Consider the following 24129-nt stretch of genomic DNA (forward strand, 5'->3'; position numbering starts at 1 on the left):
CTCGCCATCTTAGTGCTCTCACTCGTTTTTTATCGTCCGGTCTTCCGCCTTTCTGCCGGATCGATGCCCCAACCAAATTGTCGCCCAATGGTTATCCACATGTGTTGTGGATGACACGCCGGGGTGTGGATAACCAGGAAGCTAGAACCACATACCTCGTTTTCACTGGCTTTCGCAGGCTCGATGCCGCACAGTGGAAGTACCTCGCGCGGGGACATCACATTCGACAAACGGAGCAGACGCGACGCCGCGCCACGCTCCGCAAATGAAGAAAGGAACGCCGATGAGCGATCTCATACCACTCACCGTCGGAAATCATGCCGCGGTCATTCCGCGCTTGCAGTCGCGTCTCACCGAATGCAAAGCGGCGGCCAGCAAGCGCTTATGTCTACTGGATGCCCGAATGCGTCTACTGATGGCCGAACCGGAAGAAGGTGCCGCCACAGCCGAATATGCGGTGGTATTGGTGGCCGCTACCGGTTTTGCCGCAGTGCTGATCGCCGTACTGAAGTCGGATGCCATCAAAACGCTGCTGACGAATCTCGTCAAGCGTGCGCTGAACGTCGGGTGATCATATGACATACCGATGCTTTCGACAATGGTCGGCCAGATTGCCGCCGGGATTCGAACAGGGGTCCGCCACCGCAGAGTTCGCTTTGGTGCTGCCGAGCGTGGTAGCCATCGCCGGATTGATTCTGGCTTTATGCCGGGTGGTGGTCGTGTCTATGGATTGCCAAAGTGCGGCGGCCGCAGCCGCCCGAGCACTGGTGGTGTCTGATGCCCTGTCAGATTCTGGCGCAGGTTCCGGTGGGGGAACCGGAACGCACGGTGATGCCGCAGCGGTGGCGTCGCATGTTGCTGGTGCGGAAGTAAGTCTGAACGTCGAGTGGGGGAGCCGGTCGGTACGGGTTATCGCTGAATGCCCGGTCCTGCCGGGGCCGCTCGGGCTTACGCCGGTGAAAGTCAGTGGTGACGCTACCGCGATGAAGCAGTAGCGGTAATGGTAAGGGGATAACGGTGATGAGGTCACGTCTCGAAGAAGGATCGGGCACGATGGCGGGTGCCATGCTGGTCATGGTGGTCGCGGTGGCGCTCGCCGTGACGGCCTGTGCGGGCAATCTGCTGATATGCCAGCGCAAGGCGCGTTCTATGGCTGACCTCATCGCCTTTCAATCCGCGTATGCCTTGTGGCAGGCGGAGTCCGACCCGTGCGCGCTGGCGCAAGATCAGGCTGATGCCAATAATGTGCGTCTGACCGCCTGTTCGCTGAACGACGAAGATGTAGTGGTGACCGTCGCCGTGTCTACCATGGTTCCATTCGTGCCGCAGGTTGAACAGTCATCACGTGCCGGACCGGTCTCATGCGAGGAGCGGCCCATGAGTAGCTAATACTGGCTCTGTACAATCGGAAATGGGCATGACAGCGGGATATGTATTCATCGATGTAGCTGCGCTGAGGCTGCAGTAACGGCGGAAGGAGAAATGGCATGGCGAGTACGCTCACTGAGACTTTGAGCCTCGATTCTGAGCTGAAAGACGAACTCGCCGGCAATGGCGGAATTCGCCGGTTCGCGGAATCCATCATGTCTGGAGTCGGTCCTACGGGCAAACTCTCTACGGCTCTTGCTTTGGGGGATGACCTGCTTGGTGAGGCTTATATGGAATGCCGTACCGCCGAGGAACGCCGTCCCAGCGGAAGTACATATACTCCTCGTCCCATTATTGATGAAATGGTCGGCATCGCGCTTAAGAAGATTCAGCCGTCCCTAATCGTCGACTGTGGATGTGGTAGCGGCAGATATGCTCTAGCATGCGCACGGAAGTTTCCGAACGCCAAAATACTCGCTTTGGACAATTCAGCTGATGCTATCGCGATGTGTCGGGCCAATGTTGTCGCATCCGGATTGTCTTCAAGAGTGCGTGTGGTTCAAGCTGATTTCACCGACTACACAATCGAGCGGCCGCAGGATGGAACGGTGCTATGGATTGGCAATCCTCCGTATGTCAGACATCACGATATTGATCCCGCAGCTAAAGCGCGGTTCAAAGCCGCTGCCGAGAAACTGGGTTTGAAAGCGAGTGGGCTCTCGGGTCTCCACGTGCATTTTCTTGCTGCCATCGCACGGCAGTGGCGAGAGGGTGATTATGGCGTTTTGGTGACGAGCTCCGAATGGATGGACGTGAATTACGGTTCCTTCGTTCGGGAATTGCTGTCCGATAGATTGGGATTGGACGAACTGCGTCTGTTCGACAGGACCAGTCATGTTTTTGACATTGCGGATACGACGGCAGTCATCGTTGCCTTCGGGAGAAAGACAGACAAGGTTCGCGTACGTTCGTCAAATGGAACTGACAGGGACATTCCTTCCTCGATGTTCCGACACAGTGAACGTTGGACCCAATTGATCGAATCCGATGATGATTCTTCCCGCGATGATGCAGACCATTCTTCTGAAAGAATGGTTCCTTTGGGATCGTTGGCGCAAGTTCACCGCGGAGTAGTCACCGGGAACAACAAATTCTGGGTGCGCAAGGGCTCGGAGCTTGATGGTATTCCCGATGAACTCACTGTTCCGGTAATCGCCCATGCAAAGGAAATCATGGGAGACTGTGTGGCGCAGACTTCGCCAGGCTCACTGGGGAGGCTGATTGTTCTTCCCGAGAATACCTCCGTTTTGGAGCGTGACTCCTATGAGGCTGCTATCCGAATCATCGAACAGGGTGAGGCCCAAGGCGTCAATGCAGGATATGTGGCGCGGCATAGGAGGAGATGGTGGTCTATCAGGCCTCCTCAGCCGCCGGCCATTTTGATGACATATATGGGTCGAGGGAAGCCGACGTTCGTGGTGAATCGTCAGAGGCTGCCCATGCTGAATGTTGTGCATGGCCTGTATCCCAAAGTTGAGATGACCCCGAAGGCCCTTGACCGGCTTGCGACGTTCCTGAACGAATCGGTCAATCCGGCCGAAGGGCGGACCTATTGCGGCGGCCTCGTCAAATTTGAACCGAAGGAGGCCGAGGCCATTATGGTTCCCGCATTGGAAGAATTGGAATCGTGAACATGATGTTTGCGCAACCTAGAAGTTTCACCCGTGAAGAACTTGAGGCGGCTGCGGCTCGTGCCGGCGATCATTTCAAGTGCATGCGTGCCGAATCGGAATCCTCGACTGCCGAATATTACAACTCCGTATTTGATCAGGCGTATTCGGAGGTTGAGTACATTCTTTCGTCCACCGATCAGCTTCGGAACCTTGCAGATATGGCCACGCAATTGTTCGAGGAGGGATGTCTTGACACCTTGAGATATATGGAACGGCCGACGCTGAGTGCTGATGATTTCAAGAAGCTTTCGGAAACAAACACGGATGCGAAAGGAAAACTCAGCCAACCCGAGACCGCCGTTATGGCTATGGACTATCTTCGTCGGAACCTGAATACGAGGCTTTTCCCGTGGCTTGACAGCGATGTGGCTCCTGCAGACAGTGATTTGATCGCGGCAAAGTGCGCTGTTGCAGCCTTGGTGGCCGATCAGAAAACCAAGACGATGTTGCGGAACAAACAATCTCACGCTCAGGAAGAAGCTGTACGTGCAGCGTTGGTGAACGATGCTGGCTACACGAAGGTCGCTGCGCATGATTTCCGAATGCTTGCTGAGGGACCAAAACCGGGTGAAGTTTTCCATAAAGAGACTTCGATTGATGGGGTTAAAGCTGATGTTGTCTTTGGCCTTTATGACGGCAGGGTCATGGCATTGGAATGCAAGGTTTCGAATACGGCTGTGAATTCCTACAAGAGGCTCAACCATGAGACGGTAGACAAAATCGTCAAATGGAACAACATGTTCGGTAGCAACGGCATTGTAGGTGGGTGCGTCCTCCAAGGAGTATTTGCTGTGGACAATCTCGTATCGGCTCAGCAAGCCGGCGTTGCTATGTTCTGGTCAGCGAATCTGAAAGAGCTTACGGATTATGTACTGAGCACCAAACAATGAAGGGCAACCTCGAAATGGTTTCGATTAGATTTCGATTAATGCGGCAAGGAGAAGAGTATGTAATTTCCATATATTGATTTTGTGATTCCTGCATAGGTGAAGCGCTAATACTGGCCTCTGGCGGTCCATGGCGGGTATTCGCTAAGGTGAAGGCATGAGTGAACGTAATGAACGCCGTCGGGTCGTGGCTATGGTGGGCAACCCCATCTCAGACAAAGGCCGCGGTGCCAAAATCGATGCCGAGGTGCTCAGGCTTCTGGAAGAGGCCGGGCATATCCATGACTTCACGGTTCTGGACCTCACCGGCACCAGTTTTGACGATTCCCTGCAACGGGCGCGCGAGCATGCCCACGAATACGACTATCTGGTGGTGGTCGGCGGCGACGGCATGATTGCGCTTGGCGCGAATGCCGTGGGATGCAGCGGCAAGCCGCTGGGCATAGTCGCCATCGGCTCGGGCAATGATTTCGCACGCGGTCTGAAGCTGCCGGTGAACCGTGTGGAGACCGCGGTGGAAGGCATTGTGGGCGCCATCGTGCGCGGTTCGCACATCGATGTGGATATGGGCCGAGTGACTTCGCTGCCGGGAGGCTATGCGGTTGATCCCACCACCGGTGAGGAGCTGAACGATTCTAGGGATCGTGCTGATGTCATCGGGAATCTTGACGCCGTTGCCGAGGGGCGCGATGGTGCTACCGGAAGTCGCGACGCTGCCGCCGAGGACACCACTGCCGAGCCGGCCGTCGAAAAAGTCCCGATAGACCGGTACTACGCGGGCATGCTGTCTTGCGGCATCGACGCGAGCATCAACGACCGGGCCAATCATTCGCATCTGCCGAACGGTTCCGTGCGTTATTTCGCGGCGGTCCTCGTAGAGCTGACGCATATGAAGCGGTATGGGTACCACATCAAGGCCACGATGGCGGACGGTTCCACGGATGAGCGAGACATTATCTCGCCGCTGTTGACGGTCGCCAATTCGCGGCATATCGGCGGCGGTATCGAGGTCTCGCCATACTCGTGCTTCTCGGACGGGGAGTTGGACTTGGTGTGGATGGACCACGTGCCCAATTTCGGCGAGTGCGTGCAGGCCATCGCGAACGCCTATAACGGTCGTCTGCTGGCTTCGAAGGTATTCGGCTGGGAACGTGTACGCGAGATCGAGATCACTCGGGCGAATGACGGTGCTGAGCCGCCGGTGCTGATGGCCGATGGCGAGTACATCGGTCGTCTGCCGGTGCGGATTGCGACCGAGAACCGCGCCTTGCGCGTGCTGGTGCCGCCGGCAGTGGCCGCACAGGGCATAGACGACCCGCAACGGACATGGAACGCCATCGTGCGCGACGGCCGTGCGCCTAAAACGGTGGATGGCGGCCCTCAGACTCCTCAGACTCCTCAAACGATGTAGTTCTCGATGTGTAGCGTCTGCGCCATCACCTGCTTAATGGTGCAATCGCTGACGTCGGGGTGCGAGCGGATCAGCGAGATCAGGCCGATGATCAGCGTGAAGAACGTTTCATGCACGTTGGTGATCGGCAGTCCGTGCATCTGCTCGAAGTCGCGTACGGTGGTCTGGGCGATGTAATCGGCGATGCGGTCCGCCGCGCGGTCGATGAACTTGATGTACAGCTCGGCGTTGCCGTCCTGAATCATCTTGTTCGAGAACGGGCTTTCGTCTGCGATCAGCGAGCGAAGCACGAGAACGATGTCGTCAAGTGCCTTGTTCACATTGCCGGTTTCGCGTGCTGCGTTCCACTGGTCGAGCTTGGCGAGGATTTCGCTGATGACGTCGTCCAATACGGCGTCGGCAACGGAATCCTTGTCTTCAAAATAGTGGTAGAACAACGAGCGCGTCATGCCCGCCTTGTCGGCAATGTCGGAAACGGTGATCTTGGAGAAGCCCTTCTCCAGGCAAATGCTTCGTGCGGCGGTGATGATGGCCCTGCGTCGGGCATCGCCGCGCTTGACATTTTGATTCTCGTTCGTCGCGACGTACTCCGCCATGAGGCCCTCCTGATAACAACCATTGTTGACACTATGTTAATACTTGTGGAAGTCGTGGTGATGTGCGCATGTTGTGCGCATTGCGTCGCTCGCATCGCACGCCAAACCAACGTATCAGGCAGCTCGCCAAATCAGCCCACCCAGATCAACAACCAAACCAACGCACCAGACCAACAATCAAACCAAAGACTCCCGCGCATCGCGAATGTTAGTGAGGGCAAGGTAGGTTAGTAGCTATGGCACTTGCACTGTATCGTCGCTATCGTCCGGACACCTTCGAAGGCGTAATCGGCCAGGACCAGGTCACGGTCCCGCTGATGCGCGCGCTTGACGAAGGCAAGCTCACGCATGCCTATCTGTTCTCCGGCCCGCGTGGCTGCGGCAAAACCAGCTCGGCGCGTATTCTCGCCCGCTGCGTCAACTGTGCCAAAGGCCCTACCTCGCATCCCTGCGGCGAATGCGAAAGCTGCAAGGATCTGGCCACCGGCGGTCCCGGCTCCATCGACGTAGTGGAGATCGACGCCGCCAGCCATAACGGTGTGGACGACGCCCGCGAATTGCGCGAACGCGCCGGATTCGCCCCCGCCCGCGACCGCTACAAGATTTTCATCCTCGACGAGGCTCACATGGTCACGCAGCAGGGCTTTAATGCGCTGCTCAAAATCGTCGAGGAGCCGCCCGAGCATGTGATGTTCATCTTCGCCACCACCGAGCCGGACAAGGTGATCGGCACCATCCGCTCCCGCACCCACCACTATCCGTTCCGCTTGGTGCCGCAGGAGGTCATGGGCCCGTACTTGGAGCAGATTTGCGCCAAGGAGGGCATCAAGCCTGAGCCGGGCGTGCTGAAACTGGCCATGCGTGCCGGCGGCGGTTCCATGCGAGATACGCTGTCGGTGCTCGATCAGCTGATGGTCGGGTCCGTGGAAGGCGTCATCACCCATGATGCGGCCGTGGCGCTGCTCGGCTTCACGCCGGAAGCGTTGATCGGTGAGGCCGTTGACGCCGTGATCGCGCATGACGGCGAAGCGTTGTACGCAGTGATCCAGAAAGTGGTCGTTGGTGGCTTCGACCCGCGTCGATTCGTCGAGGATCTGCTGGCTCGCGTCCGCGATCTGCTGGTGCTCACGTTGGCCGGTGACCGCGCGGAATCCGTGTTGTCCGACACGGCTGAGGCTGAAGATATGGCTGATTTGCATCGTCAGGCGAGTGCGTTGGGCTTGGGAGCGCTCACCGGTATGGCCGAGATCATCAACGCCACGTTGGGCTCGATGACGGGTGCGATTTCGCCGCGTATGCGTCTGGAATTGTTGGCGGCACGACTGTTGGCCGGCAGCGAATCTGGGTTCGCCGCCGGTGTCCCGGGGGCTGCTGGAGGTGCTGCTGGCGCGCCGGTACGTAACGTTGGTGCCGCTTCTGGTCCGTCTGGATCGGCAGATGCTGCTGGCCGTAACGCTCAAGGTGGATTCGCCGGGTCATCGCACGGTGGTTTTTCCGGTGCGACGCGCAATCAGCAGACGGCACAGGCGGCTTCGGCTTCGGAACAGTCGCCGTCCGTAGCCCAGTCGGGATCCGCTGTACAGTCGGCCGGAACAGTCGCCGGCCAGACCGCAGGACATGCCGCCAATAACGTTTCCGGTGATTGGAACAACGCCGGGTTTGCCGACGACGCGACCGGTCGCCCAGGTGCACCTGCGACCGTCGCCCCACAGGCCGCGCCTGTTTCTCAGGCCGCGCCCGCGGTGGACAATCGGTCCGTTGACGAAAAGTGGGATGCGGTCGTTGCCGCGCTGCCGGAAACCATTCGCGAATATGTGTCGCGAGATAAGGTGCCTACCGTCAAGTTCGGTCCGAATCGTAAGGGTCTGCCGTGCCTGTCGATGACCTTCGACCAGTCGCTCAGCCAGCATGCCTTCGCTTTAGCTGTGGATAACAGCGGCAAGAAGGCTGCAACCGTGGTGATGGATGCCGTGCGCGACGAATTCGGTGCCAATGCAGTCATCGCGCCGACCGTGGTGGCGGCCAACGGTGAGCGGGTCGAATCCGTCAAGCGCATGAGCCCGGAGCAGCTGGCCAAGGTCAAGCAGCAGATCGCCATGGCCAAGGCCGGTCTTGCCGCGGCAAGTCTTGGCGGCGGTCTTGGCGGCGCGGCCGGAGTGCGCGCCGGCAGCGAGCCGAAAACCGCGAAGGCTTCCGGCGCAAGCCAGGAGGACGGCGGCGAAAGCCATCGAGCCGGAGCCAATGCCGGGGGTGCGGCCGGAACTGATTCGCCGGCCGAAGCTCATCACGAGCACCACAAGAAGCATGTGCCGGTGCCGGATGTAAGTGACGGCATCGATCCTTGGGGGATTTCGTCGTCCGCCGGCACATCGTCCGTGGGCGCGCAATCCGTGAAACAGCCTGTGAAACAGCCCGTGGAACATGCTGTGAAACAATCCGATGACCCGTGGAATCAGCCTGTTTCCGCCGAGCCGAGCGACGACCCGTGGAGTCAGCCGCAACATCAGTCTCACGGCGCGTCAGCTCAGATGACGGCCCCGGAGTCTTCGCCGCAGAAGCAGCTTGGCGACCCCTGGAATCAACCCATGCCACAGCCGAATCCTGCCGATGACCCGTGGAACCAGCCCGCGCCTTCTGCGGGCGCAGACAACGACCCGTGGAATCAGCCGGCACCGCAGCGGTCGAATCAGTCGCAGCCCGCGCCGCAGACGTTGCAGCCGACTCCCGGTCAGGAATCGGACCCGTGGAACCAGCCGATGCCTCCGGCTGGTCCCGAGCCGAGCGACGACCCGTGGAATCAACCGGCTCCCGCAGTCCAGTCCGCGCCCGCGAACGACCCGTGGAACCAGCCGCCAGACGGTTCCCCGAATCCCTCCGGGTTTGAGTCGCATCTCAAGCCGGCTGCCTACAACGCTGGAAACACTGGAAACGTCGGCAACGCTGGAAACGCTGGAAACCAACCGGCTCCCGCAGTCCAGTCCGCGCCCGAGCCGCAGGTGGATCCGGACGAGGACGAGTATTCGATGAGTGACCAGTCGCTCGGCGATGCCACGGCCATGAGTCTGGACGATTTGAAGACGATGTTCGAGGTCAAGAAGGTGGAGGAGTTCGCTGCCGACGACCCGAGGAACCCGCGCAACGTGCAGACCTCCAAGTCGCTATAAGCAAGTCGCTATAAATCCGCAAATCCGCAAGTCCGCAAGAAGGAGCACAACCATGGCCTTGGCGTATGACGGCGCCATTCAACGGCTGATCGACGCGTTCGGACACCTGCCCGGAATCGGGCCGAAAGGTGCGCAACGCATCGCGTTCTATATCCTGTCCGCCCCGGAAGATGAGGCCCGTGAACTGGCCGAAGCCATCGAAGAGGTCAAGGCGAAGATTCGATTCTGCGATACTTGCGGCAACGTCTGCGAGTCGAGCCCATGCCCGGTGTGCCTCGACCCGCGGCGCGACCGCTCGGTGATCTGCGTGGTCGAAGAGCCCAAGGATGTGATGAGCATCGAGCGCACGCGCGAATACCGCGGTCTCTACCATGTGTTGGGCGGTGCCATCAATCCGATGGCCAACGTCGGCCCCTCGGACTTGAAGATCGCCGGTCTCATCAAACGTCTGGAAAGCACCGGTGCCGATGAGGTCAAGGAGGTGATTCTGGCGCTCGATCCGAATATCGAGGGCGAGGCCACCGCCAGTTATCTGTCCCAACTGTTGCGACCGTCCGGCGTTAAGATCACGCGACTGGCCAGCGGTCTGCCTGTGGGGTCCGATCTGGAGTACGCCGACGAAATCACGCTCGGCCGCGCCCTCGCCGGCCGCCGCGAAGCCTAGTCGCCGGCCTAGTGCCGACTTAACTGCGCGGCCTAACCGTCGCGACCTAGTCACAAAGCCTAATCACAAAGCCTAGTCACGTGGTCCCGGCCGATACGTCGTACTGCTCCCCCCCCCTGCCGAAAAGCGCTATTGGAACAACTCATCTATGCCAATGAGCCGGACCGTTGGATCGGTGATATCCGCCAGTGCCGAGTCGAATCCCGACAGAGAGAATAGATAGCAGTTTGTGTCATCGACTCCGATGTTTGCCGCTCGCCTGCGCAATAGGTTCAGCATGCCCATATCCATTGGCGTATTGCGGAATTTGCATTCCCCGGCAATGGCATGGCCGCCGCTGTCGTCTACGGCCATCACATCGATCTCGTCGGTGCGATTCCACCATCGGCCGATTCGTGCCGCGTGGAATGGCAGTCGGTCGGCGATGCTTTCTCTCCATAGCCATTCGCGGCATATCTCTTCAAACGGTTTGCCTGCGAAATCATGCAGTACGGGGGCAATGCGGCGTTCATAAACGCTGATGGCATCGCCGTGCTCCAATTCTGAACGGTATGGGAACACGAAGGAGTACCAGAAACGGAAGAAATTGTCGCTCAGCTGGTAGAGTCCGCGCGTACCCTTCGCTTGTTCTTTGAGCTTGGCAGTGACGGGGAACTCGCGTTCTACGATGCCTAGTTCCATCAGACTGGATAGGTATGACGAGACTGTTCCGTTCGAGAGCATGGCATGCGTGGCGATTTCGTTGAGAGAGGTATCACCTAAAGCAATTGCTCGAATTACGCTGTTGTACCGTGCGGTTTCGCGCAACTCTTCATGGAGTAGAAACTCGACCTCGCTATACAGCGGGGCTATGCGCCGCAGAATGTGTTTTTTGATGTTTACGTCTACAGGCTCGTCCGGGTCAAATTCCTCCAGATATCGGGGAATTCCTCCGAGAATTGCATAGGCGAGGGCCTTCTCCTCGTTGCTATAGTCGGGGAAGAATTTGACTGCGTCCCAGTACGGCATCGGATTCATTTTGAGAATGCCGGTAGCCCGGCCGTATAACGGTGATTTTTCGGCGAGCAGCTCCTTCTCGATAAAGCTCATGGAACTGCCGCAGATGATAATCATGATATTTGCATTGCGCAGCGTATGGTCCCATAGGTTCTGCAATATCGATGGCAGGGATGGATCGGCTTTTACCAAATACGGGAACTCGTCGAACACTACGAGGCGTCGCTCGCCATTGGATGGCTCAGGGAGTTTGCTGAGTTCCGTCAATGCGCTTTCCCACGTCGGGTACTGGCGCAGGTAATCCTTGCCGGGGGCTCCGGCCTCGAACATGAGACGCGAGAATGAGGCGAGCTGTTCCTCGCGGGTTGCGTTTTGCGCAGCAAAAAACAGTGTCTCTTTGCCGCGAGAAAAGTGGGTTAATGTCTCGGTTTTTCCTACGCGTCTACGTCCGTAAACGAACACGAGCTGACTTTTGCGCGAGTGGTAGCACTCGTCCAGTTGTTGCAGGTCATGTTCGCGCCCGATAAATACCATGCCCTCATAGTAACACAGATCAGCCGCTTATATAATCGTGATTATACTAATCGTAACAAGTATAATCACGATTATATAAGCGCTGGTCAGTGGGTCTGGTCAGTGGGTCTGGTCAGTGGGTCTGGTCAGTGGGTCTGGTCAGTGGGTCTGGTCAGTGGGTCTGGTCAGTTCGCCAAACGTATCGCCAAGCGTATCGCCGCCCAGTTCGCCGACCAGCTCCCCGAGCGTATCGTTGGCGCGCATGCCGCGGCGCTTCTGCCACGGCCACCACGCGGCGTGACGCATGATCAACGTGACCTGATGCCGTCGAGCCAGCCAGATGAAGAACCATCCGCCCAGCAGCATCACGGCGGTGGTCAGTATGCCGATGTTGCGCCCGTCATGAACATCCGCCGGCTCCGGGGCGGGCAGCGGTATCGAGACGCGATGCCCGGAGATCAGCAGTCGATGCGTGTTCACGCCATACGGCGTGCAGGTCATCAGTGTCACGCGGTCCTCGCCCGGCACGATGCGGAGCTTTGAGGTGTCGTCCGGCAGAATCACGGAGATGCGGTCCACTTTGTAGCCCAGCGTCTCGCCCATGATTTCGATGTAGAAGAAGTCGCCCTTGCGTACTTCGTCGAGTCGCGTGAACATCAGCGCCTGCACCAGACCGCGGTGTCCGGTGATCACGGAATGCGTGGAGGTGCCGCCCACCGGCAGCGACGAACCGTACAGATGCCCGGCACCGGAGGCCAGCGCCTCTTCGGAGGTGCCGTGGTAGATCGGCAGGTTGATGGATTGCTTGGGTACTTTGATGGTACCCATCACGCCGTTGCCGGTATCGAGCAGCGATTGGTATTCCTTGTCTTTGGCGGAGGCTGAATCCTTGCCGCTGGCGCGCGAGCCGCCTTGCTCGGAGGAGAACGGGTCGACGGCCTCGCCGAGCACCGGTTGGCCGGATGCCGCAAGCTTCTCGTTGTATTCGTGCGCGGCTTTGAGCTTGTCTTCCGCCTGTGGGTATGGCCAGCCGGCGACCGACTTGGCTGTGGTGGCTGTGGTGGCGGCCAGTTCGCGGTCGGATTCGAACTGCAGTGCCAGTGGGAAACAGGCCACGCCGATTGCGGCGATCAACAAAATGATGGTGATCGCGCGCATGATGAACAGGTTGCGCTGCAGCCGGCGACGTTCGGCTGCGATGTCGGTAACGTCGATTGTCTCGGCGAACGGCGTGGGTACGAAGGTTGTGCCGTCGGTTGGGTGAGTGGTCTTGCCGTCTGTTGGAAGGACGGCTGGGCGGACGGCTGAGTGGCTGGCTGGGTCGGTGCTCCGGCTACCGGTCGGGCGGGAGCTTGCCGCATTCGACGCACGTACGCTCTTCACGGAGGTGTGCTTCCCCGCGGAACGTCGGTGAATCGATGCCATGATGTCCACTTCCCTGATGATTGGTTTTCGAATCGGTCCCTGGTCGGCGCTGATGTTGCGTGGCCGTCAATGCCGTTGACGATGCGTCGTCAACGATGCAGCTGGGGCAAACGTTACTCCAAGGCAATCCCTGAAGTTTGGCGGTGCGATGACTGATGCCTGGACTGTGCGCGGTTGGCGGAGCCGTACGGCACCCGAGTTGTCTATGAGTTGTCTACTTTGTCCATACCTCTGATAAATCGCTTTATAAAGGGTAAAGAAAGGGGGTGTGGCGCTGCGAAAAAATGCGAAAATAACACGGAAATGCGAAAAAAGATTGTAATTTATATAACAATTTGATAACAACATCGCTTTGTTTAACGCGTAAACAAAGGCGTAAAGCACTGAATTGATGCGAATGCAAAGGATTGCATAAACCTCGAATTTGACGAAAGCGCTTTCTTTGACAAGCGCGCGTCGGAGGGGTATCTGTTGAAAACAGCGGGGGAAGGCCCCTCAGAGGTTAAAGGGTATAGACGATGGTTTCTTTAGTGCGATGTTGCAAGGGGACTATCGACAAGAAGGAAGTTAGCCAGAGGTATGCACGGTAAAAACGCGAAGGCTACTCGATTCCACCGTACGGTGTGGGCGTTGCTCGCACTGCTTGCGGCGGTGGCGATGCTGCTGGTATGTTCCATGCCGGCTTCCGCGGAAGACACGGCTGGTGACGGTAGCGGAGATACGCAATCATCACAGTCCCAGAACGGTAACGGCTCAGGCACGTGGGCTGATCAGGCCGACGGCACCGTAACCGTAGCGCCTGGCACCACCGATACGAACTCAACTCCGTCCACTGATGGCAATACCGCCTATGGCAACGCTTCTGGTTCCGATTCCAGTGCGTCCGGCAACCCGAGCGACGCAACGAGCAATGCAAACGCAGATAACGCCACGTCCGACGGCACTGCTGTTGACGGTCAGCAGTCCGACTTCGCTCCCGCCGACTCGCAGGCCGTAGCGCCCGTTGCAACCGGTGACTGCGCTGCCGTATCCGACTGGGATACGCTCGTCAGCTGTGTCCGCGACAATGTTCCTGCTGACGGCGTCCTCGTCACTATCGCGAAGAGGATCACCGCCCCGGCCAACAGCGGTCCAGTCACCATCGGCGGCAATGTGACGCTCACTGCGACCGACGATGTGGACCCGGCTCTGACTTCGTCCACCGGCGACGCAATCTTCGTCGTGAATGGCGACCACACTCTCACCATTGGCAAGAACGCCAATGACGCCAGCTTCTCCTACAAGAACGCCCAACGCTGGCTCGCCCTTGTGAACAAGGATGCCGCGGGCAAGGCCGGCACGCTCGTCATCAACAACGGCACATTCGACAGCATCAAAACCACCGGCACAGGGTATGACACCGGTTCTGTGGCAAATGTGGACCATGGCACGGTTACTTTTAACGGCGGAACGTTCTCCAACAATCAAGCAAAGAACGGCGGCGTGATTCGGAACAATGGTGGCACACTGACTGTGTCTGGCGGTACCTTCACGGGTAATGTCTCCACGGGTGACAATGCCGGCAATGATGGCGGTGGCGTTATCTGGCAAGACAATAACGGTTTCACCACCATCAACAACGGCACATTTAAGGAAAACAAGGCCGTGCGCGGTGGCGTGATGCGTAGCAACACCGGTGACATTACCGTCAATAATGGTACCTTTGACGGTAATTCTTCAGACCAGGCGGCCGGTGCGTTCATGCAGAACACGACTGGGACCATGACTGTGAATGGCGGAACGTTCTCGAATAATGTGGCCAACACCAGCGGCGGTGCAATTCACAGCGATGGAACGTTGAAAGTCACCGCTGGCACTTTTACAGCCAATAAGACTTATGGCGGCGATAACCAAGGTGGCGGTGCCATCTCTCAGGACCAAGGCTCCACCACCATTACCGGTGGTACGTTCACCGGCAATGCGCAGACTTTCACGTCAGATGTGCAGTGCACAAATGACAATCCGGTGCCATGCCGTAAGGCGACAGGCGGTGGCGGTGCCATTCGTGTGGACGGCGGTTCCCTGATTATCGAAGGCGGCGTGACGTTCACGCAGAATTATTCGCGTTCCTACGGTTGGGGCGTGGGTGGCGGTGCCATCTATGTGAATGGCAGTCTTTCCGTGCGTAATGATTCCCGCGGTGTTAAGCCGAAGTTCGACCACAACTGGTCTGGTATCTATGAGCACCAGTACATGCAGGATGCAAACGGCAAGGATCTTACTGATGATAAGGGTAATAAGGTAATTCCTAACGGTGGCGCTGGTGGTGCCATCTTCTTGCAGGGGAATGATAAGAATCCGCCAGTTGCTTACTTGATGGGCGGTTCGTTCACCAATAACTCTTCCGGCTACCTTGGCGGAGCCATCTATACTGAAGAGAATTCAGTCACTTACATCGCCAAGGCAGTGGCATACTCCAACACGGCTGGTCACTTTGGCGGCGGCTTGTGGCTGTGCCCGTCCGGCAGCGGCGAGGCCTCAAAGGGTGGCAACATCGCGCTGTTCGACAACAGCGTGGATAAGGGCTCTGACTCAAACAGTGAGAACCAGAACCCGGTATCTGGTGCGAATGGGGTTGAAGCCGGTGACGATTTCGCCATCATGAATCCATACCATAAGAGGCATGAGGACACCAGCTTCATGCTGATGGACACGTGGTTCACCGATCGCACCGAGAAGGCGGTCACGTGGTACCACGACGGCAGCCCGCTGCAGGATGCCAGTGGTTACGACGATTCCTATCAGAAGTGGAACTCCGGCGTAAAGCCGACGAACAACAACATCGCTGTCAGCAGTGAGGACTCTCGCTACAACGAAAACAGCGCCGATAACAGGGCCATTCCTGATAGTGAATACACCGACTATGTCAAGAATCTGACGTTGGGCTGGAACGGCGACGGTCATTCAACCAGTGCCGAATTCCATGATCGGGGCGTCGCTCTGAAGGCCGTGGTGACAGGTACTCCGGAGGAACAGGCTTCCAAGAAGTCTGCTGCCAGGGCTTCGGCCGCAGTGGAAATCACCGGTAACCAGGCTCGTCTTTCTGGTGGTGCTTTCGGCACTAATGGCAATGTGAAGTTCTCCTCGCCGTACACGGCTTCGTGGAGCAAGGTGAAGAACAACGAGGATGGTACCACGCCTACTAAAGCCACTAAAGACAACCAGCTTGCTGGTTCCGAGTGGCTTATCGAAACCAAATCTGCAACGATTGCTGTGAAGAACGGCGATGGTACTACCAACACTACTGACGTGACCACCGTCGGTGGCCCGTTCGACCCGAACTTCTACCCGAAGGTGTGCACTGCCGGCCAACTGGCCGCAGGTGACTGGGAGAACGGCTACTGCTGGAAGGAAGAGACTGACGCCAACGGCAAAGTGACCAAGCGTTCCGCCATCGTCAAAGACAATACGTCTAACGACAAAGACGGCAACACTAGCTACGCCGGTTTCGATAACAACCCCGACGGCGGTGCCTTCGACATCAACAACCTCGCTAATGGTAAGTACACGGTGAGTGAGTACAAGGCTCCGGCTGGCTATGGTCCGTCCTCGGAGACGTACACGTTCGTCGTTGGTAATGCTCAGGCGGAGTGGACGGATGGAAACAGTACGTCTCTAGGCATTGAGGCAGTTATCGGAAACAGCGCGCTCCCGGGTGTTTCGTGGAGCAAGGTGGATGGCGATCATACCAACGAAGCCGTCAAAGACACGGAGTGGAAGGTCACGCCTATCGACAATGACGGCAAGACCACCGGTACCGCTTACACGGTTACCGACTGCGTCACCACGAACAGCGCCGGCATTGCATGCGCGGACGCAGCCAACGACCTGAACAACCATGTATTCGCCGATCGCAACCCCGACGCAGGTGTGTTCACCTTGGAAGGCATCCCTGCCGGACGATACAAGCTTGAAGAAGCTCAGACCCCTGATGGCTATTGGCAGTCCGATCGTATGACGGATTCGTCGTACTACTGGTTCGTTGATATCAAGGCTGGGAGCACCGACAAAACTGTGCCGCTTATGTATCACGACGGTAAGGACACTACCAATCCCGATTCTGAGATTGCGAACAAGACCATCGTGAATCAGAAGCCGAATGTGCAGTGGTCGAAGGTGGCAAAAGATAACGACGAGCTACTCAGCGGTTCCGCGTGGAGTTTGCGTGGTCCGCTGAAGTTTGACACGGCCAGTGGCAAGTATGAGGACGTCACTGTGAGCGGCAAGACGTTGACGACTACAGTGACGGTGACCGACTGTGTGAGCGAAAACGGTGCTACCTCCCCATGCTCGTCTGAGCACAACACTGTGAATGCCACGACCGGTCTTGTGACCGCATACGCCGATTTGGACAACGAGGCTGGCAAGTTCAAGGTTTCCGGTCTTGTGCCCGCGCCGGATACCGCTACCGAGTATTACTACGAGCTCACCGAAACCAGGGCGCCGCAAGGATTCGTGCTGTCCCAGACCACGTATCGGTTCAAGATCGAGCATTCTGTACCGACTACCGGTCCTGTGCAGATTTGTACGCCAGATACTTCGACTTCGTCGAAGGTAACTCGCGCCGCTGGGGATGCTTGCACGTACGTGACCGACAACAAGATCGCCAATATTCGTCAGGTGACGGCGTTGCCGTTTACCGGTGGCGTGGATGCGCGTGAATGGCTGCTGTATGGTGGCGCGTTCGCCGTGTGCGCGGCCGTCGCCCTTGCACTTGTCAACGAATACCGCAAACGGAAGGGGCTTAACGGCTAGCCTTGCGGTTTCGCCTCCCGCACTCCCGCCGCGCCTGTTGTGCTTATGACGCAGCGTCAGACAGACATGTCTTACGGAGCGCATCGACTGGTGCCTCCGACTCATCCAGAAACAAGAAACAAGAAGAACACAAACAACAGGAAGAAGGGTCTCATCATGAAGATGAGAAAACTATTCGCCGGCATCGCCGCCGCAGCCACCCTATTCGGCGGCCTAGCCCTCGGTGCCACCACGGCCATGGCCGATGACAATGGCACGGTGCTTGATCCGAATGATTCAAATAATCAGGTGAACTTCACGTTCACTGCCGACGATGCTGATCAGTGGACGAACCGTGAGGTCAAGTACTACAAGCTCGCCGATTATGTGCGCTACTATGATGCGAACAACAATGGGGCCACCCACTATGGCGTGAAGACTGCTACCACCGTGGACCGTGCGGCTCTTAAGACTGCTCTTGAAAAAGCCGTGGAAGGCACTACATTGACCGTGCCAGCCGATGCCAACACTGATCTCATGGCATGGGCCCTGCAGAACGGTGCTTTGGACAACGAGTCTTCCAAGCCGTGGACCGGTTCAACCCGCAACTTCGCCGATTCGCTTGCCAGCAACGATGCGGTTACCGGAGATACCACGAACTTTAAGACCATTACTTGGCCGGCTTACGGCAACGGCACTCCGCAAGACGGCCAGCAGGAGCGTTGGATTACCCTGCCCGCCGGTATCTACCTGTTCGTGGATGTCGCCAAGAGTAATGGCAATTCCGCCGCCGGTACCGGTGCTCAGGCCAACAACGGAAATATTGCGAATGGTACTGAGCAGAATAGCGGCAACCTTCAGGATAATCAAAACCCGGCTGGCGGCAAGGTTGTCTCCCAGTCCGCTCCGATTGTCATCGCTTCCGGTGTCGTGAAGGATGGCGAGATCGATAATCCGTATGGCCCGGTAGCTGATTCCGATGGCGTGCAGCGGAACAAGGTCGAGTTCAAGAACCACGTCACTCCGGTTCAGAAGACCTTCGGCGACAAGGACGGCACTGTGTCCACCGGTCAGACCGTCGCGTACACGCTGACCAGCCAGCTGCCTTCCTACACCACCGGTTTCACCAACTATCAGTTCTCCCTTACCGATACCCCTGGCGCGGGTCAGACTGTTGATCTGAGCAGCGGCCTTGTGGTGAAGGTCGGCGATGTAGAGCTTGATCCGTACGATCAGACCAACAACGCGACTGGCTACGAACTGAAGTTTACTGGTCTGACGCAAGATGAGCAGACCGATAAAAAGTTCAGTGGCGACAACACCAAGCAGTTCATCATCGACTTGAGCAAGTACGTGCAAGCCCAGACGTACAGCGCCAACGCGAACCTCGCAGTCACCGTTACCTACAACGTGACCATCAATGAGGACGCCAAGACGAACGCCACCGTGCCGAACACCGTCGAAGTGAACGACAACAATTCCAAGGCACAAGATCAGACTAGCCTTAAGCTCGGTAAGTTCGCTTTCACTAAGACCGACGCCTCCGGCAACGCATTGCAGGGTGCTGAGTTCACCATCACCGGTGTCGTTACGGATAACACCGGCAAAACCGATGCCGCCGTCCCGTCCAACACTGATAAGGTTGCGACCTCCAACGATCAGGGTGTGGTTACCTTCAGCGGTCTCGCCGATGGCGTGTACACCGTGGAGGAGACCAAGGTACCTGATGGGTTCCTCGGTCCGAAGGATAACGCTCCTTCTTCATTCGCCGCGAAGTTCAATGTCACCATCAGCAAGGGCAAGGCCACTGCGTTCGATGGCATCGATATCTACGGTCTCGCTCCCGACCTGAACGACCCGACGACTGATACCAACAACAACCCGAACAACCTGACCGACTACAAGGTGAAGAACGTCAAGAACATCACCGAGCTGCCGAAGACGGGTGCTGCGGGCATCATCATGTTTACTGTGATCGGTGCGCTGCTGGCCGGTGCTGCGGGTCTGGTGTTCACGAAGTCTCGCGCCACCAAGCGTGCACTGCGTCACGTGTGATGTAAGTACGCTGTAAGGCAATAGCCAATACAGAGTCTGTGGGGTATGCGGCCTAGCGCTGCATGCCCCACATTCGTATTTCATCGGCACCCGATTCGCACGAAAACGTCACTCAGACGTTTCCGCTACAACCTACGGAACGTATTCCGAGCGGACAGAATCCATACCCGATCAACTATTTGACGTTCCGCAAAGATGCGGGGCATAGATCGCAACATATGCCTGACCCGAACTTCGGGCGGTCGGCTATCCCACCGGTGGGCTGCCGGCTGCCCGTCGGTCGTCTCAGTGTACGTTTCTCCAGAGTAGATTTCCCCTTTTCTGGAAAACCGTATGCTGCGTCCGCTGAGCGTACGTTCTCCCAGACAACACGGGTTTTGCTCCGGAATAACGTACACTACGGGTGTCGTGCGTATTGCAGATCGGTGGTTTGGACGACCTAGACGACTACGTGACTTGCCTGACCCGGGCTTGGCTGCGTGATCCGGATTCGGCTGGTCCGGACTCCTTTTTTCCCCCCATCGCCTCCCAGAAAATCGGCCGCAATCACAAACAAGGCCCATCACAAACAAGGCCCGGCGGTTTGGGCCGGGCCTTGAAACAGGAGAGAGGAAGAAGAGAAGAAGGAATTCAGTTGTGGGGTTCCCTGCGGAAGAACCTCGCCGGTGTGCTTTCGTTTGCCGGTAGTTCATAGTAAACCGCGCGAACTTGTAAGCGGCGATGGAGCACCCTCAAAGAACTCCCGCCAAAACACTGAAAATTCGCTGGGAAAGCCGGTGCCCGGCGCTGCTGCACGCGCCCGCCCGGATCATCGGTGCCGTCGCATCCGAGTGCGGAGTCTTCAAGCGGAGTCTTCAAGCGGAGTCTTCAAGCGGAGTCTTCAAGCGGGGTCTTCAAGCGATACGGCTGGCTACTGTAATCCGTCTATGGTTTTGCGCATTTGATGATATGCGCCATGCTCGCGTAGATAATCGCGCAAATAGGGGAGTTTGAAGTCCACATACCCGTATGCGGATTGATAAATGATATCTTCCTTGATGAGCTGCGTTCGATATACGTTTGCGTAAATTGCGTCTCGTTCCAATCGTTTAGCGATTTCATTGGTAGAAGAAGGCCCATCATCTTGTGCCATGGCGAGCAGATAATCGCGACTCATCGCGGAAAGCTTGTCGACCGCCGGGCCATGCACCATATCGCCGAGTTTGATCTTCGCTTGCGCGATGCCTCTGGCTGCGGCTTCAGCCGTAATCTCTGAGACATTCGAGGTATCTGATGTTTCAGATGCTCTCCATGTCCAGTATCCAACAAGCTGGATCATGAAGGGGTATCCGTTGGTCGCTTGTGCGAGCATATCCAGAACGTCGTCGGAGGCGGTTTTGTTGTTGCGCTCAATAGTCGTAGCGAACGCTTGTTTGACTTCCGTCAGCGACACATCTCCCAGATGTTTCCGTTCGGCCCGGCGCAAGAACGTAAGTACATTGTCATTAATGACATCTTCTACCATCGTGGGGAGTCCAGCGAAAATGAACGCGACGTTGCGTTGTTCGCGGATAAGATGTTGAACAGCGGTGGCCAAAGCGCGTATTTCCGCGATATTGGAAGCCTGTACTTCATCGAGAGTGATGAGGATGCCAAGATGCTTTTTCTCTAATTTGTCGAGTTTTTGGGACATGGATTTGCGGAAATCAAGGGAATGCTCGACTGGATTGAATTGAATAGATCCCAAGGATAATGACGCATCTACCGGGGCTCCGGGAATACTCAATGAACCCGAAGGCATAGTCACTGAGCTAATATGTGACTTGCCATCTGATTGCAGGAAGTCAATCAATCTGGCGAGGAAACCGGTTTCGGCTGTCTCGTCTATTACAAGCCATCCACGTTTTCTGGCGATGTCACCAAGTGCGTTGAGCATAACGGTTTTGCCAACACCTCGCGCTCCAGTTACATACATAAGGCGTCCAGGGGCGCCGACTCCGTCATCCAGGGCATACGAGAAATCCTCGATGTCCGCTGAGCGGCCAACCAAAACAGGCGGAGTCATGCCGGCTGTGGGTTTGAATGGGTTGCTCATGGGTGGTCGCTCCTTCGTGATGCCGCAAAGCATCTTCTCGACATCATTGGTTGGACAGTATTGGCGGAACAATTGGGAAGATATAAAAGATATAAAAGATATAAAAAAGTATAAAACGAGTGTTGCGCTGCGGCAAGTCGATGTTGGGCTGCCACCTAAAGCGAAAACATTTTGGGTATTAGGCGGTTCTTGGCTGTAAAGCAGTGGGGGGCGTAGGATTGCATGAGTGCGGCGGTGTTTCCGGCGGTGTCCGCGTCCGTATGATGGGTGGGCGGTCATATGGCAAAGCGCGTGCTCCTTATAATCGTGCCGCTTACGTAGAATAAGGCGCAAACGTGAGGCAACGGTGGCATCGTAAACATGCGTCCGCGGCCTGAAACACAGCCCAAGAGAAGAACGAAGGACAGCAGTGGCTCTCATCGTGCAGAAGTACGGCGGCTCATCGGTGGCCGACGCGGAATCGATCAAGCGCGTGGCCAAGCGCGTCGTGGAAACGAAGAAAAAAGGCAATAAGGTGGCCGTGGTGGTCTCCGCCATGGGCGACACCACCGACGACCTCATCGATCAGGCGCTGAGCATCGACTCCAACCCGCCCGAGCGCGAGATGGACATGCTGATGACCGCAGGCGAGCGTATCTCGATGAGCCTGCTGGCCATGGCCATTCACGCCGCCGGCGATCGCGCCCACTCCTTCACCGGCCAGCAGGCAGGTTTCTTCACCGACGCCCGTTACGGCGCGGCCCACATCAAGGCCGTCAAGCCGGACCGTGTGAAGAACGCCCTCTCGATGGGTGACGTGGCCATTGTGGCCGGCTTCCAAGGCATCAACGCCAAGGGCGACGCCACCACGCTCGGCCGCGGTGGTTCCGACACCTCCGCTGTGGCGCTTGCTGTGGCGCTCGGTGCGGATATCTGCGAGATCTACACCGACGTGGACGGCATCTTCACCGCCGACCCTCGCATCGTGCCGGCCGCCAAGCGCATCCCGTACATCGGCTACGACGCGATTCTGGAGATGGCCAGCTGCGGCTCCAAGGTGCTGGCGCTGCGTTGCGTGGAATACGCGCAGCGATTCAACATGCCGCTGCATGTGCGCTCCTCGTTCTCGCACCGTCCCGGCACGCTGGTGGTGCCCGACGGTGTGGACCCGCGCACGCTGCCGAATCTGGACTAGCTCCTGATCCGTTCCACCCCCTGAATCATTCGTAATACAGACCACAAGACCACAAGATAAGGCGACAGACATGACTGAAGAAGAAGCGAAATCCATGGGAGACCTGTTCCCCGATCTGGGCCCTGAAGCCCCGGTGATCTCCGGCATCGCGCACGACCGTTCCGAGGCGCTGGCCACGGTGCGCGGCGTGCCGAACGAGCCGGGCATGGCCGCCAAGGTGTTCACCGAGCTGGCCGTTGCCGGCGTGAACGTGGATATGATCGTGCAGGCCGGCGCTTCCGTGGGCACTGCGGACATTTCCTTCACCGTGCCGGAATCCGCCGTCAAGCAGGTGCAGGATACGCTGCTCGACAAGCAGGAGGAGCTCGGCTACCACTCCTTCGACGTGAACACCAACGTGGGCAAGGTGGCCGTGGTGGGCGTCGGCATGAAGACCCACTCCGGTCTGGCCGCCAAGTTCTTCCAGGCGCTGAGCGACAAGGGCATCAACGTGCTGATGATCTCCACCTCGGAGATTCGTATCGCCGCCCTCGTGCCGCTCGACCAGCTCAACGACGCCGTCAAGGCGCTGCACACCGCGTATGGACTTGACGCCGACCAGATCGAGGCCGTGGTTTACGGCGGCACCGGCCGCTGAGCTTGTGCGAATGTGCGTGTAGTCGCACGAAAGCCGCACGAATTCGCGCTATTGCGCTATTGCATGAGAAAGCCCTCCATGTGGAGGGCTTTCTCCGTTACGAGGGGTTGATTCGGCTTGTTCCGGAGGTCTATCTGCTTTGCGAGGGGTACATCCTCAAGTAGCCCCACCTCCACAATGGCGTAATGGCGTTGAGGGAATGCGGTTCATACTCGCGGTTTCGGTCTAGAGGTACCCCTCATAAAGCAGATAGATGTTCTAGCAACCGTGAATCAACCCCTTGTAAAGCAGATAGACCTCCCGCTAACCGGATATCAGCCCCTTGTAAGCGAGAAGGTTTGTTATGCGTGTGCTATGCGTGCTTTTCGTGCGATTCGGGTGCGGGCGGGGTGTATGGGCCACTTGCGGTGTGTTTTTCGCGCGATTTGGGTGCAAAGTGACCGGATGCAGGCATGTGTGGGATGTTTTCGCGCGATTCGGGTGCGGGGCTGCTTGGATTTGGCCTGTTCTGCGTGCTTTTCGCGCGATTTGGGTGCAAAGTGGCCGGATGCAGGCGTGTGCGGCATGTTTTCGCGCGATTCGGGTGCGGGGCTGCTTGGATTTGGCCTGTTCTGCGTGCTTTTCGCGCGATTTGGGTGCAAAGTGGCCGGATGCAGGCA

Annotated in this window: 17 protein-coding genes; 13 read left to right on the forward strand and 4 right to left on the reverse strand. The window is 57.5% G+C overall.

What is annotated here, in order from left to right:
* Positions 1–283 precede the first annotated feature (283 nt).
* The 6 genes from CUU80_RS09580 to CUU80_RS09605 all read left to right on the forward strand — a co-directional run bounded on the left by CUU80_RS09580 (position 284) and on the right by CUU80_RS09605 (position 5399).
* Positions 284–571 carry a DUF4244 domain-containing protein gene (locus CUU80_RS09580; protein ID WP_100497107.1) on the forward strand — a complete coding sequence of 96 codons (288 nt, stop codon included), beginning with the start codon at positions 284–286 and terminating at the stop codon, positions 569–571.
* Positions 572–575: 4 nt separating this feature from the next.
* A complete protein-coding gene (locus tag CUU80_RS09585; RefSeq protein WP_100497108.1) occupies positions 576–995 on the forward strand; it encodes a TadE/TadG family type IV pilus assembly protein in 420 nt (139 codons plus the stop codon).
* Positions 996–1020: 25 nt separating this feature from the next.
* Positions 1021–1389: an Rv3654c family TadE-like protein gene (locus CUU80_RS09590; protein WP_100497109.1), complete on the forward strand. Its 369-nt coding sequence runs from the start codon at positions 1021–1023 to the stop codon at positions 1387–1389.
* A 98-nt stretch (positions 1390–1487) separates the two neighbouring features.
* Positions 1488–3059: a methyltransferase domain-containing protein gene (locus CUU80_RS09595; protein WP_100497110.1), complete on the forward strand. Its 1572-nt coding sequence runs from the start codon at positions 1488–1490 to the stop codon at positions 3057–3059.
* Positions 3060–3061: 2 nt separating this feature from the next.
* Positions 3062–3991 (forward strand): XamI family restriction endonuclease, encoded by a 930-nt coding sequence (locus CUU80_RS09600; protein WP_100497111.1) that lies wholly within the window; start codon positions 3062–3064, stop codon positions 3989–3991.
* A gap of 154 nt (positions 3992–4145) precedes the next feature.
* Positions 4146–5399, forward strand: a complete 1254-nt coding sequence (locus CUU80_RS09605; RefSeq protein ID WP_100497112.1) for a diacylglycerol/lipid kinase family protein — start codon at positions 4146–4148, stop codon at positions 5397–5399.
* Here the strand turns inward: CUU80_RS09605 and CUU80_RS09610 are convergent.
* Complete coding sequence (locus CUU80_RS09610; RefSeq protein ID WP_100497113.1) at positions 5387–5995, reverse strand: TetR/AcrR family transcriptional regulator; 609 nt, start codon at positions 5993–5995, stop codon at positions 5387–5389. The two genes, CUU80_RS09605 and CUU80_RS09610, sit on opposite strands and share 13 nt — an antisense overlap.
* 236 nt (positions 5996–6231) lie before the next feature.
* Between CUU80_RS09610 and CUU80_RS09615 the strand changes: the two genes are divergently transcribed.
* Entirely contained in the window at positions 6232–9159 is a 2928-nt protein-coding gene (locus CUU80_RS09615) for a DNA polymerase III subunit gamma and tau (RefSeq protein ID WP_100497114.1), read from the forward strand.
* Positions 9160–9211: 52 nt separating this feature from the next.
* Positions 9212–9823, forward strand: coding sequence for a recombination mediator RecR (gene recR, locus CUU80_RS09620; RefSeq protein ID WP_100497115.1), 612 nt, complete (start codon positions 9212–9214; stop codon positions 9821–9823).
* A 129-nt stretch (positions 9824–9952) separates the two neighbouring features.
* Here the strand turns inward: recR and CUU80_RS09625 are convergent, their stop codons facing one another.
* A complete protein-coding gene (locus CUU80_RS09625) occupies positions 9953–11353 on the reverse strand; it encodes an ATP-binding protein (protein ID WP_100497116.1) in 1401 nt (466 codons plus the stop codon).
* 138 nt (positions 11354–11491) lie between these two features.
* Positions 11492–12757, reverse strand: coding sequence for a class C sortase (locus tag CUU80_RS09630; RefSeq protein ID WP_100497117.1), 1266 nt, complete (start codon positions 12755–12757; stop codon positions 11492–11494).
* A gap of 579 nt (positions 12758–13336) precedes the next feature.
* On the opposite strand from CUU80_RS09630, the gene CUU80_RS09635 reads away from it, so the two are divergent.
* Both CUU80_RS09635 and CUU80_RS09640 read left to right on the forward strand, forming a co-directional pair.
* Entirely contained in the window at positions 13337–17551 is a 4215-nt protein-coding gene (locus tag CUU80_RS09635; protein WP_100497118.1) for a prealbumin-like fold domain-containing protein, read from the forward strand.
* A gap of 156 nt (positions 17552–17707) precedes the next feature.
* Positions 17708–19585, forward strand: a complete 1878-nt coding sequence (locus tag CUU80_RS09640; RefSeq protein WP_100497119.1) for a SpaA isopeptide-forming pilin-related protein — start codon at positions 17708–17710, stop codon at positions 19583–19585.
* Positions 19586–20495: 910 nt separating this feature from the next.
* On the opposite strand, the gene CUU80_RS09645 is transcribed toward CUU80_RS09640, so the two are convergent.
* A complete protein-coding gene (locus tag CUU80_RS09645) occupies positions 20496–21659 on the reverse strand; it encodes an ATP-binding protein (protein ID WP_100497120.1) in 1164 nt (387 codons plus the stop codon).
* Between CUU80_RS09645 and CUU80_RS10685 the strand changes: the two genes are divergently transcribed.
* The 3 genes from CUU80_RS10685 to CUU80_RS09655 all read left to right on the forward strand — a co-directional run bounded on the left by CUU80_RS10685 (position 21658) and on the right by CUU80_RS09655 (position 23470).
* A complete protein-coding gene (locus tag CUU80_RS10685; protein WP_133119420.1) occupies positions 21658–21858 on the forward strand; it encodes a hypothetical protein in 201 nt (66 codons plus the stop codon). The genes CUU80_RS09645 and CUU80_RS10685 overlap by 2 nt on opposite strands.
* 210 nt (positions 21859–22068) lie before the next feature.
* Positions 22069–22833, forward strand: coding sequence for an aspartate kinase (locus CUU80_RS09650; RefSeq protein WP_100497121.1), 765 nt, complete (start codon positions 22069–22071; stop codon positions 22831–22833).
* Positions 22834–22903: 70 nt separating this feature from the next.
* Positions 22904–23470, forward strand: a complete 567-nt coding sequence (locus CUU80_RS09655) for an ACT domain-containing protein (RefSeq protein ID WP_100497122.1) — start codon at positions 22904–22906, stop codon at positions 23468–23470.
* Positions 23471–24129: the final 659 nt, after the last annotated feature.

The organism is Bifidobacterium scaligerum (assembly GCF_002802865.1).
Classification (GTDB): domain Bacteria; phylum Actinomycetota; class Actinomycetes; order Actinomycetales; family Bifidobacteriaceae; genus Bifidobacterium; species Bifidobacterium scaligerum.